The organism is Pseudoalteromonas sp. MMG013 (assembly GCF_018100885.1).
Taxonomy (GTDB): domain Bacteria; phylum Pseudomonadota; class Gammaproteobacteria; order Enterobacterales; family Alteromonadaceae; genus Pseudoalteromonas; species Pseudoalteromonas aurantia.
Genome location: NZ_JAGJEE010000010.1, coordinates 70,495 through 86,616, shown reverse-complemented (window position 1 = coordinate 86,616; position 16,122 = coordinate 70,495). Strand labels below are relative to the sequence as shown.

The 16,122-nt window shown below is 41.7% G+C and carries 14 protein-coding genes; 4 read left to right on the top strand and 10 right to left on the bottom strand.

Annotation, left to right across the window (positions count from 1 at the left end):
* Window positions 1-22: 22 nt before the first annotated feature.
* Entirely contained in the window at window positions 23-796 is a 774-nt protein-coding gene (locus J8L98_RS11475) for a glycosyltransferase family 25 protein (RefSeq protein ID WP_247682532.1), read from the top strand.
* Here the strand turns inward: J8L98_RS11475 and J8L98_RS11470 are convergent.
* The 5 genes from J8L98_RS11470 to J8L98_RS11450 form a co-directional block, all read right to left on the bottom strand.
* Complete coding sequence (locus J8L98_RS11470; protein WP_210996524.1) at window positions 786-1,220, bottom strand: group 1 truncated hemoglobin; 435 nt, start codon at window positions 1,218-1,220, stop codon at window positions 786-788. The two genes, J8L98_RS11475 and J8L98_RS11470, sit on opposite strands and share 11 nt — an antisense overlap.
* On the bottom strand, window positions 1,220-2,053 hold the full coding sequence (locus J8L98_RS11465; protein ID WP_210996523.1) for a DUF3034 family protein: 834 nt from the start codon (window positions 2,051-2,053) through the stop codon (window positions 1,220-1,222). The genes J8L98_RS11470 and J8L98_RS11465 overlap by 1 nt, the downstream gene beginning before the upstream one ends.
* Window positions 2,040-4,355 carry an EAL domain-containing protein gene (locus J8L98_RS11460; protein WP_210996522.1) on the bottom strand — a complete coding sequence of 772 codons (2,316 nt, stop codon included), beginning with the start codon at window positions 4,353-4,355 and terminating at the stop codon, window positions 2,040-2,042. Before J8L98_RS11460 ends, J8L98_RS11465 begins: the two co-directional genes overlap by 14 nt.
* Window positions 4,345-4,920, bottom strand: coding sequence for a methylamine utilization protein (locus J8L98_RS11455; protein WP_247682531.1), 576 nt, complete (start codon window positions 4,918-4,920; stop codon window positions 4,345-4,347). Before J8L98_RS11455 ends, J8L98_RS11460 begins: the two co-directional genes overlap by 11 nt.
* 216 nt (window positions 4,921-5,136) lie before the next feature.
* Window positions 5,137-6,237 (bottom strand): phosphoribosylaminoimidazolesuccinocarboxamide synthase, encoded by a 1,101-nt coding sequence (locus J8L98_RS11450; protein WP_210996521.1) that lies wholly within the window; start codon window positions 6,235-6,237, stop codon window positions 5,137-5,139.
* Between the two features lie 251 nt (window positions 6,238-6,488).
* On the opposite strand from J8L98_RS11450, the gene J8L98_RS11445 reads away from it, so the two are divergent.
* From J8L98_RS11445 to J8L98_RS11435, 3 genes are read left to right on the top strand one after another with little or no spacing between them, the layout of a single operon-like run.
* A complete protein-coding gene (locus tag J8L98_RS11445; protein WP_210996520.1) occupies window positions 6,489-7,169 on the top strand; it encodes an ABC transporter ATP-binding protein in 681 nt (226 codons plus the stop codon).
* Window position 7,170: 1 nt separating this feature from the next.
* Window positions 7,171-8,529 carry an ABC transporter permease gene (locus J8L98_RS11440; protein ID WP_210996519.1) on the top strand — a complete coding sequence of 453 codons (1,359 nt, stop codon included), beginning with the start codon at window positions 7,171-7,173 and terminating at the stop codon, window positions 8,527-8,529.
* A 16-nt stretch (window positions 8,530-8,545) separates the two neighbouring features.
* Window positions 8,546-9,025, top strand: coding sequence for a DUF3299 domain-containing protein (locus tag J8L98_RS11435; protein ID WP_210996518.1), 480 nt, complete (start codon window positions 8,546-8,548; stop codon window positions 9,023-9,025).
* 66 nt (window positions 9,026-9,091) lie between these two features.
* Here J8L98_RS11435 and J8L98_RS11430 read toward each other — a convergent pair whose 3' ends face one another.
* From J8L98_RS11430 to J8L98_RS11410, 5 genes are all read right to left on the bottom strand, one after another.
* Complete coding sequence (locus tag J8L98_RS11430; RefSeq protein ID WP_210996517.1) at window positions 9,092-9,706, bottom strand: flavin reductase family protein; 615 nt, start codon at window positions 9,704-9,706, stop codon at window positions 9,092-9,094.
* Between the two features lie 57 nt (window positions 9,707-9,763).
* Window positions 9,764-10,624: a cupin domain-containing protein gene (locus J8L98_RS11425; protein WP_210996516.1), complete on the bottom strand. Its 861-nt coding sequence runs from the start codon at window positions 10,622-10,624 to the stop codon at window positions 9,764-9,766.
* Window positions 10,625-11,011: 387 nt separating this feature from the next.
* Window positions 11,012-13,603, bottom strand: coding sequence for a M14 family zinc carboxypeptidase (locus tag J8L98_RS11420; RefSeq protein ID WP_210996515.1), 2,592 nt, complete (start codon window positions 13,601-13,603; stop codon window positions 11,012-11,014).
* 43 nt (window positions 13,604-13,646) lie between these two features.
* Entirely contained in the window at window positions 13,647-15,035 is a 1,389-nt protein-coding gene (locus J8L98_RS11415; protein WP_210996514.1) for a hypothetical protein, read from the bottom strand.
* A gap of 3 nt (window positions 15,036-15,038) precedes the next feature.
* Complete coding sequence (locus tag J8L98_RS11410) at window positions 15,039-15,974, bottom strand: ATP-grasp domain-containing protein (protein WP_210996513.1); 936 nt, start codon at window positions 15,972-15,974, stop codon at window positions 15,039-15,041.
* Between the last annotated feature and the right edge of the window lie 148 nt (window positions 15,975-16,122).

The window sequence follows — 16,122 nt, the reverse complement described above, 5'->3', positions numbered from 1 at the left end:
AACACGCATAGTTTTTGGTATTATGCTTAAAACTTCTTTTACTTATACTGATATGTCATTACCTATATTTGTTATCAATATGAAGAACAGCGTTGAACGCTGGCAAAAAACGTATAACCGACTCCAGACCTTAGGTCTTGAATGTCAGAGATTTGAAGCCACTGTTGGCAAGTCACTCGATGAAACAGAAACCTCAAATTGGTATGATCCCACCGCCAATTTAAAAAAGCATCATAGAAATATGACCCCCGGAGAGATTGGCTGCTATGTCAGTCATATGAGAATTTGGCAACATATGGCAGCACACAATATTACTGCTGCTATTGTCTTAGAGGACGATTTAATCATTGAAGAACACTTAAAAGAAACGATTGAGCAAGTGGGTGAATTAGAAAGCTGGGATATGATAAAACTCTCAGACAATCGTGCAAACCCCTTTATTGAAAGTGCATCTTTATCTAAATCACTGACACTCGGCAGCTACCTTAAAGTGCCCAATGGTACACAGGGCTATGCAGTGAGTTTATCTGGTGCTAAAAAGTTATTGCAGAGAAAGCCTTTTTTCAGGCCTGTCGATGTTGATATTCAGTTCCATAGTGAAGTAGAGCTAAATTTAGTGGGTATTAAGCCTTACCCTATCAGTGAAGATCTCTCTTTTGAGAGCGAAATAGCCAATAGCAACTCCGGCACACATTCCAACCAAAGTACATTTTTGCGAAACTTAAAACACCGCTTTGCCATGTATTTACAGCGCAAACACGCCTCAGGCGATATCAAACGCATAATCAAATCTTAATTATTTCGCTACGTAGAGGCGCCATTCTTGCTAATATTTGGTTCTGTAGCACATGAGAAACACCTGCTTCATTCATTGCTGTAATAAGTAGCTCAACGACTATGTTAAAGTCTCGAGTGGTAATATCCATACCTGTGTGTATTTGCACCATAGAATCCCCAGTATATTTGCACGGGCCATCCAACAATGCACACATATGCTGGATAAAACCAGTACGAAAGTGCATAACATTGGCCTCTTTAAAATACTGAATGATTGTTGGGTGTCTTCCTATTTCATTGATAAATGAGTCGATAATTCGCTCAATAGTAGGTTCACCACCGAGCTGATGGTACAAACTGACGTTCGCTTTAGGCGTAACACACGCATTTAACAATATCACAATGCAAAGCAGCCCTGTAACACGACCAAATAACCTCCCCATCAAAAGTTACCTGCTAAAGACAAGTACAAACCCTCTTGTGATGGCACTCCCGCAATCGACCCCAAATCTAACCACGCAGCTGTCACGTTCAGTGATTTCATAGGAAACCACGCAATAAATAAATTACGCCAATGAGATTCGCCAAGTCCTAAATTGTGTGGTTTTTCTCTAAATTCAAACCCCAAAGCAAGCTGTGGAGCAACAAAAACAGCGGAGCTCATTTCAATATGCCAGCGCTTTGAAGCATATTTTCCACCAAAACCAAGCAACCCAATCTGATTTGCTTGTGTGTATCGCGCAGTGATATTCCAAAACCAATTGCGCCCATACAATGCACCAAGGTGCAGTTTACTGGCTGAAAAATAAACGTCATTTCCTTGGCTAGCATCTGCGCCTAACGCACGAGCAATCGCACTATCACCTAATGACTTGTGCATCAGCCCCACACTCAACTGTGGCCAGTCACTATAAATTACATCACCATATAAACGTATTTTTGCCCCGAGTACCGATTGCTCAATCACACGATTAGACACCGCGACCGTAAAATTTTGTTCTGCGACACTTAGTTCAAGACGATCAAAAAAATTAACTTGTGCACCACAAACGTCTAATTGATAGTCTTGTAATTTAGCCCCACTGCAAAACGCACCCAAACTCCATTCGTCTTCTGTTGCATATCCTGATAATTGAGCCCATGGCACAATGCCGCCACCGCCACTCCCTTCTAATTGAGAAACACCTGGCGTTGCTAACAGCTTTCCTCCAGCATATAACATAGAGTGATACATCAAACATGCAATAACTACAACCCAGAAGCTAGCCCACTTCATGGTATCGACCTAGCCAATCAGAAAAGTCCGTTGCGGTCAGTGGTCTGCTTAAATGATAACCTTGTGCATAATCACACTGCATGTCTTGCAATAAAGTAAGTGATGGTTGATTTTCCACCCCTTCAGCTACCACACAAAATCCAAGCTGATGGCCAAGTGTGATTGTCGAATGAACAATACATTGGTCTTGGTGCGATTCATCTAACTTTAAAATAAAAACTTTATCTAATTTTAACTCATCTATTGGCAGCATTTTTAAACGGCCTAATGACGTTTGCCCGACGCCATAATCATCTAAAGAAATCATCACACCGAGTGCTTTCAATGCTTTTAGTACCGCAATACCTTTTGCTTCATTTTCAATCATATCGCGCTCAGTCAACTCAACGGTAATTAACTGTGCTGGTACATTATTGTCAAGAAGCACTTGTTTTAAATGTGGTAGAAATCCGTCATCTGCAATATCTTGTGCCGACACATTAATGGCCGCTTTCATCGTCAACCCTTCAGATAACCAGTTACTTACCTGCTTAACTACCGTTGCCACAACCCACTGTGTCAATTCAACAATAAGTCCTGACTGTTCAGCTAAATCAATAAATAATTCAGGAGACACCCAGTCACCGTTAGTTCTTTTCCAGCGTATCAATGACTCAACTTTGTCTATTTGCTGATTGATTAAATTCAGCTTCGGTTGATAAGTCATAAATAATTGGCCATCGTCTGCAACCAATGCCTGTTTTAACTCATCTATAATTTGCAAACGCTCTAAATGCTCTTCATCTTCCCCATCTTGGTAGTAATAAATCTCTTCACCCGTTTGCGCTGCTGTGTCTACCGCAATTAACGCTCTACGAATTAAATCATCCGGTGTTTGCGCCTGCGCAGGGTAACACACAACCCCTACACTAAAGCGTAATGTAATGTCTAAACCTTGAATGGTATAAGAGCTTGTCAATGATTGCAGCAATTGGCTTACGCATGCTTGCTTAGTACTATCCGGCTTTGCTGCTAGCACGGTTAAAAACTCATCGCCTCCTAAACGTGCATTAAAGCCATTCAATGATTCTGTCGCTGTTTTCATTCGCTCAGCAACCGCTTGAATACAACTGTCCCCAACTCTTGGGCCCAACTTATCATTGATATGGCGCAAACCTTTAATATCAATCGCCACCAAATAAAATTGCTGTGACGCCGATAAATGCTTACTGAGCAAATCGAGTGCCGCACTGCGATTATAAAACCCAGTTAAATTATCATGACGAGCTTGAAAGCGAATTTGCTTCTCACGAGTTTGAATATCCTCCCCCATCTCGTGAAACGCATCAACCAGCTCACAAATTTCTTTACTGGGTCTCGTCTCGGTTAATGATGCTAAATAATTGCCCTGAGCAAACTGTTTGGCCATCACGGTGAGCTGTTGAAGCGGGGTCGTCAGATTATTCGCCAATATGCCACTGGTAATGAAACCAATTAAGATTGTGCCACAAGACAAGAAAATAATGGTCAGCACTAATTGATCAAACTCGTGATAATGGCGACTCAGGTCGGCACTCAATACAACACTAATAGGATTATTCGATAAGGCTGCTAAGGGCACCTCGGCACTGATAAATACAGGATGCTCTTTAAACCAGCGATTAATTCTCTGGCCATGAATATAACCTAGTAAATCCTGCTCCGCAGGATGTTCAATAATCGAGCTTGCCTTTAGTCCACTCCCATGCCCAATAAAGCTCATTTCCATGCCTGTTAGCTCTTTCAACTCCAAAGCCACTTTTTCATCAATGGCAAACCCAACAATACTAAAAGCAATTGTCCTAGGCGCTTTGATAGGTAAAATAATTGCTTGATAAAGCTTGCCGCTGATCACAATGAAAGTAGAGCGCTCACCATTCGCTAACAAATCCTTCATCAATTCTCGGCTATCATCTGGTAGCACAATATCAGTTTGATTTGCTGAAATGAGCTTTCCTCGTACATCCAATAACAGCATTAAGTCAGCATCTATTCGCTGACTATGGTTAAATAACACACTGCTGATTGTATCTGCGTCTCGCGTTGCAACCGCTTGCTTAAACCCAAAATCCGCGGTAAGTACCGTTGCAGCTGTTACCAATAAGCGCTCTTTTGCTTTTAAATACTGTTGGTATACATTCTGTGCAACTTTAATATCTTGCTGGACTCGCCGCTCATTAAAATGGCTAGTTGACCACCAGAAGCTGACTAAACTCGCCATCGAAGTTAGTAACACTAACCCCACACACAATAAAATAATTCGATTCTTTAGACTAGTGCCCATGATGTTCCTTAAATACTTCACCAAAGGTGTTGCGAGGCAAAGGTGCTAACGTTGTTATTATAGTTATTTGTTGCTGTTTTCGCGCTGACCATTGGTGCTGTTCACGCTGATTAATATCACCTACTTGTGTCTCATGCCATACTGTATAATCTTGCGTAAAGTCAGGTAATTCAACCAATCCTTTGTCATTACTGATATATACATGAAGGTGGTTAGCGACATATATATAGCCAACCATTGAATCATGAATATTGCAACCTAGCACAACAATCCCACTTTGTTCAAAAGTGATGGGCTTTTTAGGAGTGCCAGCATACAATTTTAATTCAAATGATTTCGCTTGCGAGAAAGAATAGACATGATGACGGATATCGTCACTGTTTGGAAAGCGCACTGATTGCCCTTTAGAGATTGCCAATAATCGTGGCGCAAACCGTTTGCCTACTTGATCCATCACAGCAACCTCTGATGGCACGACTTTTATCATATCACCATCAAGCAGCTCAACAACAACATCTGAAAGCGGTTTATCATGCTGATCTGTTAGCAGCAGAGTTTTCGCCAATAGCGCCTGCGGGTTCAAACAGCACAATATACATAAAATTATAAAAGTACGAATAACAAACATGAAAGGCGGACCTTGCCATCAAATTTTTACTTTAATTACTCTAAGTAAAAGTGACAGCCAGTCTAATTGCAAGGTATTTGCGAGATAACCCCCAATAAACAACATAAAGTGCTGTTTATTGGGCGAATAATATACTCTATGAAGAATAAATGTTTAGATAATTAATCCATAGTCAGTATCAAGAATCGCAATGACTTCTGCACGAGGGTCTGCTGGTATCTTTAACGGTCGCCCAACAATTTTACTCGCAATGCCCACATAGGTATCAGACACCGACATCATTACCTCTATTGGCAGTTTGTAACCATGTGCGAGCGCTTCTCGCTCAGTCATGCGATCTTTATTAAGCAGCACATCGCTGTCTGGCACGTTATTGATCAATAACTGTCGGAACCCTTCTTTTGAGTTTTCAACAATTTTACCATCACGATACGCCGAGCCATCCCAAATTCGACTTGAATCTGGAGTACCTACCTCATCGATATAAATCAACTTTTGGCTGCCATCTTGCTGCTCTACATAACCAAATTCAAATTTGGTATCTACAAAGATTTGATCGAGCTTGGCCAACTCATCACTAATAAGCGCAAAACCTTCGCTAAGTAGTTGCTCATATTTAGCAACATCTTGCTCAGAGTTAAAATTGAATGCAGCTAAATTATCAGTAATATTTTTGCGGGTAATATTCACATCATCAACGGCTGGTACATCAGCAATACCGGTAATGATCCCTTTTGTTGAAGGGGTGATCAAAACACCGTCTAGCTTTTGATTCGCTTCTAAACCTTCAGGTAAATCAATACCACAGAAATTACGCACACCTTTGCTATAGTCGCGCCACATGCTACCAGTAATGTATTGCCGGGCGATTGCTTCTACTTTCACTGTGCTGGCTTTTCTCACAATCCACACATATGGGTGTGGAATATCAACAATATGATTGCCAGCAAGACCGGCATCATCAAATAGCTTAAACCAATGCGCTGCCACACTGTTTAACGCAATACCTTTACCTGGTACACCATTCAAACCATTCTCACCTTGCCAAATACAGTCAAAAGCTGAGATACGATCTGAAATAACCATAATCGCTAATTCAGTTCCATGGGGGACATCATACTGTTTATCTGTAATTAAACGGGCACTGTCTTCATCAGTTAACCAATACACTGAGCGTACCTTGCCACTATGTACAGCACCTTTAGTGCGAATTGGCAGATCATCATTTATGTCTAAAACTTTGTAGCTACTCATTATTACTCCAAGGCCGGATGCACCTTGCTAAAGGGCACAAAAATATGAGGGGGTTAGGAGGCGCTATAATAAGCTTTTGGGGCTTAAATCACAATCTATAGCCGCAAAGTTCGTACGAAAAGACAGCCACTCGCCAAAATTTCCTCATGTTGGTGTTTCATCGCCAAAAGCCGGCGATTAAACCAAACTCAGTGTTGCTAAGACGAAAACTGTAATATTATCTCATTGACATTAGCCCGCTTGGTTTCATTATGATCACAATCACAGACCTTATTCATACTTGGCCTACTCAACCTCAACCCACGCTCAACATTCAAGCGTTGCACATAAACAAAGGTGAACGCGTTTTCCTACACGGCCCAAGCGGTTGCGGAAAATCGACGTTGCTCGGGTTGCTAGCAGGTATCAATATGCTGCAATCGGGTCAAATTAAAATATTGAATACTGATTTATCAACTTTAAACAATGCACATCGAGACCGTTTCAGAGCCGATCATATTGGCACTATATTTCAAAGTTTTAATCTGCTTCCGTATCTGAACCCGCTCGAAAATGTGATGTTAGGATGTGAGTTTTCTAAGCTGCGACGCAAGCGTCTAGCTGATAAAAAAACCGATGTTACAACTGAAGCGACTCGACTGTTAAAGGCACTGGGGTTAAAGGACATAGTGCTAACACAGCACGTGTCAAAACTGAGCATTGGTCAACAACAGCGTGTTGCCGCCGCTCGAGCCTTTATTGGTGAACCTGAACTTATCATTGCCGATGAGCCCACCTCATCACTCGATGCCGACAACCGCCACACCTTCATAGAAACACTATTTAACCAAGCTAAAGATTATCAAGCCACGGTGCTATTTGTTAGTCATGATAATAGCCTAGCTTCGTTATTTGATCGTCAGATAAGTTTGTCTGATATTAACGGGGTATAAAATGACATTGCTTAAACTCGCCATTAAAAGCAGCTTAAACCGTAAAGCCAGTGTTTTGCTCACACTCTGTACCATCGCTATCAGCGTCATGTTGCTGTTAAGCATCGAACGTGTAAGACAAGATGCGAAAAGCAGTTTTAGTAATACGATTTCAGGCACTGATTTAATTGTTGGCGCCCGAACAGGAGATATTCAATTACTGCTATCGAGTGTCTTTCGCATCGGACATACCAACAATGCAGTCTCATGGCAAAGTTATCTCGACATCAGAGAAAAAAAAGGAATCGCTTGGACCATCCCTATCAGCTTAGGAGACAGTCATAAAGGTCATGCCGTACTCGGCACCGATGCAGCGTATTTCACGCACTATCGCTACGGAAAAAAACAACACTTGGCGTTTCAACACGGTCGACCTTTTCATAATGCCCAAGAGGTGGTGCTTGGCAGTGATGTGGCAAACACGCTGCATTATCATATAGGACAACAAATTGTCATATCCCATGGCATGGGCAATACCAGCTTTCATCATCATGATGATAACCCAATGACCATTGTCGGTATATTAGCGCCAACCGGAACCCCTGTAGATAAAACACTGCATATTCCTTTGATTGCTGTTGAAGCAATGCATGAACAAAATCACAAAAAGCCGATGATGATTGGCAAAAAGCCACAACAAAGCAGCCAAGTAGAACATCAATATGGCAACGCACATAATCATGACGAGGGTGACGACAAACCTCATGATAATCACGACCACCTTCATGCTACTCTAGACTCAGAGCCAAGTGATTTAATTGGAACACCGCAACAAATAACCGCTTTTTTAATGGGCTTCGACTCCCCCTTATATACCCTACAAGTCAGACGTAATATTAATATGTATAAAGCCGAGCCTTTGCTGGCTATCATGCCTGGCCTCACACTCCGAGAACTATGGGAAATGCTCGATATTGTAGAAAAGATCCTACTGTTATTCTCTATCGTGGTGGTACTCGTGAGCTTATTGGGTATGTTAACGACATTACTTGCTACACTCAGTCAGCGCCGCAGAGAGTTGGCTATTTTACGCTCAGTAGGTGCTCGTCCAGCTCACATCTTTGCTTTAATGAGTAGTGAAGCCATTCTTATTACGTTTGTTGGTTGTCTCGTTGGCTGTATCTTATTTTATGCACTCTTGATTGTTGCAAATCCAATATTACAAAGCCAATTTGGTATTGGTTTAACCATAGGCTGGCTGACAAACTATGAACTCACACTTTTAGGCGCTATTATGGCCGCCGGAACATTAATGGGGTTGCTCCCCGCCGCCAAAGCCTATTTTTATTCATTGGCTGATGGCATGAGTATAAAAATTTAGGAGCACAATAAATACTATGAGATTTTTGACGTTAATACTGTTCACTTTACTCAGTTTTTTAGGGTATGCAGCCGCCCCAAAAGAAATTTTTTGGGAGGACTTAATCCCTAAAGGGCATGTACAAATCAGCAACCAAGATGCTGCCAGTCATGATGGCGCAGACCAAAACTGGGTACAGCCAGATTTAAACGCACCCATCGTAAAAAGTTTAGATGGCCAATCAGTAAGCTTGCCTGGTTTCGTTGTGCCGCTTGAAGGCGACAGTGAGATCATTACTGAGTTCTTGTTAGTACCCTACTTTGGTGCTTGTATTCATGTGCCACCACCACCACCGAATCAAATAGTGCATGTGAAAATTAAAAATGGCGTTCCTATTGATAGCCTATATGACGCGATCACGGTGACCGGTGTAATTAAAGTCGAAACATGGAAAGGTGAGCTAGCGCAAACAGGTTATACCATGCAGGCTGTGGGTGTGGCCCCTTTTCAGCTATAAACGCAGCACGTAATAAACAACTCAATAATAAGTGCAGTAAGTATACCGTTTTACTGCACTACTTTCTTATGCTGGACGGGTGATTTTAAAAACTTCCCCTAAACTTGCATACTCACCACCGCCTAAGCGCGCAATCGGATCTAATGCTAGCGCATCGACTTTACTACGCCCTTTGTGGTCAATTTCGACTATCTCATCATCGATATACGCATGGGTCACCTGTACAAACATCAACTTCATGGGCAATTCTCCCATTTCCACCACTTTATGCAGTTTACACGCAAATGCAACTTTACATTGCGCGACCCTTGGCAAAGTTGATCCGGCAAAGTCGGTGAGCGTCAAATCCAATGTATCCAGTTCAGACTGATCATTCGGTAAAGTTGCTGCTGATAAGGTCACTTCATCTGCTAAGCGACTATCTGCAATATGAATCACCAGCTCTTCTGTTGCTTCAACATTTAGCGCCGAGTCTTTATATTCGCCACAAGGTTTTACCCCTACCGCATACATCAACACTGCTGGATCGGAGCTTACCGCCGTAAAGTACGAAAATGGTGCTAAGTTTAATGTGCCTTGGGTATTTTCAGATAACACCCATGCAACAGGACGAGGCACCACAGTTTGCGTTAACGTATGGTATACCTTATTTGGAGACAAACTATCAAAATCAAGGATCATAAAACACTCTTACTTAAAATTAAAAACTAAAATCATTCATTCATTGCTTTTCAAAAATTAAGTCGCAAATCCTTCTGGCATCGTCGTTTGATGGCCATTCACGGATAATTTTTTAATGACCTTCTGTTCATTTGGGTAGGCTTCAATCAGCGCGTCGGCAATCCCTGCAGTAAAGCAACTCCCCGTGAAGCCCGGTGCCATTGTACAGCCAAATAACGCATACTGGCCGCCCTTGACCAAACACCCTCCCTGCCAAACCCCCGCAGGTATCAAGTACTGACAAACCTGACCATTGGTAAAGTCAGTGCCGAGCACGACTTGCTCCGAATCTCCATTCGGGTATAGAAGCGTCAATTCTAGCGGATCACCACCATAAAAATGCCATACCTCATCGAAGGTCAATTTATGAAAACAAGATACACTGGTTAAGCTATCACAGTACAAGCCTATCATCGCAGTACCCACTGGCTCACCGTGCGTATTGTTACTGCTGGAACGCCATGTACTTTTAAAAAGTGTACTTTCGACAGGTAAGCGTTCAAAACGATAATGTCGTAATACCGCCATTATTTCCGGCGTTATAGGTTGATGTTTAAAATGCACTAAGTCACACACATCAACAATCGCATCTGTGTTTAACGCCCCATAAATATGGGGGAAAAGGGCTGGTGAAGACATTGTGATACTTGGTGCTTCATAACGTAACGGTGAGTTGATTAAACTCACATCAACAACCAACACCGACAAGGCTAAGTGATTATCAAAAAAACGCGATACCACTTCAGCAACTTGGTGATACTCACAAGCATGGATAAATCCTTCACTGTTTAATGATGCGGGTACATAATTTAATTCAGAAGTAATCGATGTAACATCGGCTGTAGGAACAATAATAAATATCGCACTCGTATCAGTCATCTCTGTTCTCAGATAAAAACAACAAAGCACGTATCATGGCATCATAACCCTTTATAGAACATCCTTATTTCTAAAAAGCGAGAATTTAAGTGACTTTATCTAGAGGCTGTTGATTTTTGCGGTTCTATTTTTGTTCTCTTTGAGCATGCTTTTATCGCGGCACTTAATATGTCGCCTAGTGATCTAAGCGAATATTAAGCAACAAAGAGAAAGGGCTGCTCAAAAGAACCGGTAGGCAGCGCTTGATTGGCTTTTCTACTGTGTTATCGGCTGACTCACATGGCATAACCATACTATACAGCCTCCACCTTGTATAAATTCCAATCAAACTGCTGCAAAAATGAACCGAACAGATCAACAGCCCCTAATATCAATCACATCATTAATTTACTTATTGCCCTTACCTGAGTAATAAATCACCACAGGCTCAGAGTAGTTCGGCGCATGATCGTAACTAAATACACCATAATACTTGCTCAAATCGGCATTACCAAAATTATCCAGTGTATACATATCTGGCCCGCCATATAGCTTGACGCCATCAAAAGGAGAACGCGGCGGATGAAAGCGATTTCTGACCACAAAGCAACCCACTAAATCGCCGCTATCTGGATTATCCCAAGTTAACTTAACAACCCCATTCTCATTGTGTGTTTGTAAATTAGTGGGGGAAGGCAACGGCTCATTACGACGTTCAATATACTGAATATTCAATGTCGTCGCTTGCTCTGCGTGGCAATCAGCCCAATTTATTAAAGCATTGCTCGCTTGTGATTCTGCGGTTGCGCGAATAATAAAGTAATAAGGAGAATTTGCCTTATGCAATCGCGCCAGCTCTTGCAGGCTGTAGCTGTCAAAAATAAAGTTATGCGCAGTACGCTCTTTCAGCTGCTCATTACTTACTTCATAGCCTATGTACTCTATTTTTTGTCGCTGCTTCACATGCTTAAAGTCAACATCTTTAAGCTCGACCAATTCAACCGTAAACCGCACATCTTTCGCTGACGACAAACTATTACGACTATATAAAGTTAAGCAAGCTTGCGTGAACACCGTCTTTAGTGGGTCTAGATGCTGCAAATGCTCAAATGCCAATTGTCCGTACACGATTTCACCTTGACCATCAAATCCAGATGCCAATTTGTCTGCGACTACTTTGTCTTGGTAAATCGTATTACACGCAGACATTGTCAATGCTAAGCGTTGCTCCGGTAACTGATAAATAAGCTCTAAATTAGGTCGATAATGTAAACCACTACCAAATGGACCGTAGCCGATATCAAACTGCATTACTTGTGAATCATTACCTAACGGCAAGGTATCTGGGCCTTGTATCCGTAATAATAGCGTTTTATCCGCTAATAACTTGTTTAAAAGCGTACGTTCTACGCCATTGAATGACCACTTTAGCCAAATTCCTTGCGTCATTTTATCTGATTCAATGGTTTCACCTAACGTATGTAACGGCGTCGCTTCCATCACTTTGTCAAAGTCATAAATGTCCTCTATCAAAGAGGCATCTAAAACAGAAATTGACCACTCACCATACTTCTCTATTTTTGTGGCAACACGATTCATCGGGTATAGGAAGAATTGTGCGGTCTCAATACGTGAGCCATCCTCTATCGTACTTAAATCATAAGCGACTACACCTAAACTCACGCCCCGGCCTTTATCCACTCCGATAAACATGGAGTTATATCCAAAATGTTCTTTATTCTTATTACTAAAATTTTGTGATAAATATCCGACATGCTCTCTCGCTGGAAATAATGTACGGCCGCATTGGTGCGAGGCTAATGTGGTTTTCAATCGTAATTCAGGTCTAAAAGGGGATTTTATCTTGGTGACTTTGTCAACTGCGCGAATATTATAAAAATAGAACTGGCCGCTATTGAGTTGTGTATCTACAAACTCAAGTGACTTAGTAATTGCCACCAAATTCGCTTCCGTACACGGACTTTTATTATGCTCACTGCGATATACTTCAAAATATATATCCTCTCGTGCTTCATATTGCCATTGCAGCTCTACGCTGTCATGCGTGACGTGCCCTATGGTAAAGTCACTCACTCGACTTGGCGCCAGTGGAGAATAATTAATTGCTTCACTTAAAGCATGTAACACCGCAGGAATATTTTCCGCGACACTTTGTGACATATTTTTCATGTAATCTGGAATATTGCGCGTACCCACTTCAACAACAGTTGCAATAATCCCTTTACGATAATAATACTCTCGGCCACTCCCATTAATGAGCTGCGCCGGTGGCTTTCCGCGATGAATGCCATATTGTCGCCCTGTCACTTTGCGAATTTCGTTGTTCATGTTCGCACAAAGCACATTGAGATCAGTGCCTTCAATTTCAACTTCATGGTTAAACTTATGCGCAGGGAAAAATACATTCCCTTGTGAATGGTAGTCTAAAGCAATACGAATATTGTCATGTGCTTCTACAAAATCGCGGATGGCACAGGTTTCCGGTTCAGAAAAAGCATGAGGGCCACCATAAGTATTGGTATGGGTATTGTGGTTGCGCATAAATTTTGCGTCGAAGTTACGATTCAGATCAACGCCAAATGTACCATCTCCGTTATTACGACGGTTCTTTCGCCAAAATGAAAAATGGTTACGTGAGTACTCAAAACCATCGGGGTTTAAGCACGGTACCATATATAAAGTATTGCGCGTCAAGGCTGTTTGTAATTTCGGGTTGAAGCGGTAATTATCTATAACATACTCAATAAACTTAATTGCCAATTCATTGCCAATCCATTCTCGCGCATGAATTGAACCGGTATAAAGTAAAGCGGGTTTGTCGTCTGCATAAGTGACATCGAGCGATACCGTGACCAACATGATGGGCCTATTTTCCCAAGTGCTTCCGATGCTTTGTAAGCGAATTAAATGTGGGTGCTCACTCATTGCCCGCTGTAAAAAATCAATGGTATCTTGATACGATGCATATTGGATTTTCATAAATATCTCTTTGGCTAAAAAGTTTAAGACAAAAAACCCGTGCTTAATGGCACGGGTGAACTGTGGCTATTTGCTGCCAGTGAGAAACTATTTTCTGCAGCTTTTTGTCTTTTAGATTTTTAACAACACACAACTGTTCCGGATCGCTATTGAGTACATCCACCACGCCATGTGCGCCAAATGTGTGCATGATGTCATCAATCATTTTTTGACCAATGCCTTTCACTTCAGCGAGTATGGCACGAACTTGTTCCTCGCTATAAACGGGTAAATGCACGTTATTATCATTCGCCGCTTCATCACTGGCAGGTAAGCTTTGTGGCTGTTTACCAGTGCTTATTTCTGATGACGTCAGCACAAAATTATCCTGCAGATTCCAAACTTCACTCGGCCACTCTTCTTTGCTCAAGTAACGAGTATCTAAAATAGGATAGTTTTGTTCATCTAAACCATTGAATACTTCTCCACTGTCTTGGCTGGGTGTATAACGAGAAAAGCCTATATGGCGCATGGTTCGTAATAATCGCGTATCAATTTTCCCAAGCTCCTCCCAATTATAAATGGGTATATTTGGCTTGCTAAACCGGCCATCTCCAAGTAACCACATGAGATATTGCCCAATCCAGTCTCGAATATACGGAAATGCAGCAAAAGCAGTGGCACATTCTAAGATACGCAACTTACCATCTTTACCTAGAGCAATATCACATGCCCAATATTCCGCATTCGCCGATTTTGAAGTGCGAATAGCCAACTCTAATACGGCATCCGGTACGCCTTGATAATCCATGCTACCCCCTTGACTGGTATTAGTTAACCATTCACCTTCGGGGGGTCTGCGCCAAAATGCACACACAGGTTTATGGCCAATAAGCATCACTCGAATATCCGCTTCCATCGGCACAAAATCTTGTACATACACAGGGTAATACTTTTTTTCACTCAAAAGCTGCTGGGCCTGTGCTTCACTATCCACTTTATGTACGAAATACCCACCATAGTTAGAAGGCCCATATGAGCGCTTAATGATTTTTGGATAAGTTGCTTTCGCTAAAAATGCTTGCGCTTTTTCTGGTATATAAAAAATTTCGGTATGTGGGGTTGGCAAATCATATTTACGACAGAAGTGGGTCACATTTTCTTTTGATTTATTTGAGAACTGACTGTCAAGCGACGGTAAAAAGCGGACATTAGGGAGTGCTCTGGCAATATCTCGAAATGCTTCATAAGCGGTAGCTGGAATATTACCAATAAGTACATCTATTTTTTTCTTTTTAACTTCATTAATAAAGCGCGCTTTATCATCTCCCCAATGATAAGTTACTTGCTCTATTTTATCCGGCCAGCCTTTAAAGTTTGATTTATCAAAAAAGCGTAATACATAATCTAAATACAGTAATCCAATCTTTGGTAGAGGTGCATGTGTTGTCATTATCTAGGCCACCTTGGCTGAGTGAAGTGCGAGTTTGCGTTGTACTGTTTTATCGATGAGGTCGACCATAGCGTCGAGCTTGTTTTGATTAAAATTAATCCCAAGCGCTTCTTGCTCTGGAGTTGCAAATGCTGGGATAGTGTTGATTTCTAGGACGACATACTCTTCTTTTTCACGGTCATAAATGAGATCTACACCCGCAATCTCAAGCCCTAATAACTGGGTAGCTTGTATCGCTAAGTCTATGACTTCTTGTCCAGGTTCACGTACAAACACCGAGCCACCACTGGTGATATTGGTTTTCCAATCATCTTTAGGCGCTTTTCGGCCATAGCACCCAACACACTTACCATCGACAATATCAATCCGATAATCGGTATTGTCATAATTAATAAAGCGCTCGACATAAAAGTACCGAAGATCTGTTCGACTCAAAAAGGGCAATAACATATCAAGCGCTTGTTCACCATCTATTTTAACAATACCCACGCCTCCCCACCCATCCGTTGGTTTATAGACTAACTTACCGCCAAAATCTCGAATCGCACCTTTTAAGCCGTCAATATCATTTTTATGACATAGACGATAATCTGGGGTTGCAATACCATGACTACTCAGCAAGTGGGATGTGCGGAATTTATCTTCTGCAAGTGAAAATGCATTGAAATTATTAAGTGTCGGAATTGCTTGGCTAAGCACTTGATATAAATATAACTGGTATTGAGTTTGCTGCCCGGCGTTATAACTTAAAAAGACATCAAGCTGCTCCATGGCGACACCATTGCATATCACTTCACCACCTTGTGCTCGCGCATCGCGTAAATTTAACCCGGTACTGGTTTGGATCCCTCGCTCTGCCAATGCATGAACTAGTTTTCTCTCGATGGCCGATCCCCCACCATTTTCATACATCCAAATACCCACATGTGGTGCTGTCACTTTTTTCTCCTTGGTAAGCTGTATTGTTTTTAAACTGAACGCTAATTTAAAAGGATCTGTATGACATATTTTTGACCAAAACCGACGGACAAAATTTGTTCATAAAAGCTTCACTGAAATGCAACCCGATATCGCGAGGATCTGCCAC

Bases quoted from the DNA above. Each gene is read 5' to 3' on its own strand.
- J8L98_RS11475 (WP_247682532.1), top strand. From the start codon at position 23: ATGCTTAAAACTTCTTTTACTTATACTGATATGTCATTACCTATATTT.
- J8L98_RS11470 (WP_210996524.1), bottom strand. From the start codon at position 1,220: ATGGGGAGGTTATTTGGTCGTGTTACAGGGCTGCTTTGCATTGTGATA.
- J8L98_RS11465 (WP_210996523.1), bottom strand. From the start codon at position 2,053: ATGAAGTGGGCTAGCTTCTGGGTTGTAGTTATTGCATGTTTGATGTAT.
- J8L98_RS11460 (WP_210996522.1), bottom strand. From the start codon at position 4,355: ATGGGCACTAGTCTAAAGAATCGAATTATTTTATTGTGTGTGGGGTTA.
- J8L98_RS11450 (WP_210996521.1), bottom strand. From the start codon at position 6,237: ATGAGTAGCTACAAAGTTTTAGACATAAATGATGATCTGCCAATTCGC.
- J8L98_RS11445 (WP_210996520.1), top strand. From the start codon at position 6,489: ATGATCACAATCACAGACCTTATTCATACTTGGCCTACTCAACCTCAA.
- J8L98_RS11440 (WP_210996519.1), top strand. From the start codon at position 7,171: ATGACATTGCTTAAACTCGCCATTAAAAGCAGCTTAAACCGTAAAGCC.
- J8L98_RS11435 (WP_210996518.1), top strand. From the start codon at position 8,546: ATGAGATTTTTGACGTTAATACTGTTCACTTTACTCAGTTTTTTAGGG.
- J8L98_RS11430 (WP_210996517.1), bottom strand. From the start codon at position 9,706: ATGATCCTTGATTTTGATAGTTTGTCTCCAAATAAGGTATACCATACG.
- J8L98_RS11425 (WP_210996516.1), bottom strand. From the start codon at position 10,624: ATGACTGATACGAGTGCGATATTTATTATTGTTCCTACAGCCGATGTT.
- J8L98_RS11420 (WP_210996515.1), bottom strand. From the start codon at position 13,603: ATGAAAATCCAATATGCATCGTATCAAGATACCATTGATTTTTTACAG.
- J8L98_RS11415 (WP_210996514.1), bottom strand. From the start codon at position 15,035: ATGACAACACATGCACCTCTACCAAAGATTGGATTACTGTATTTAGAT.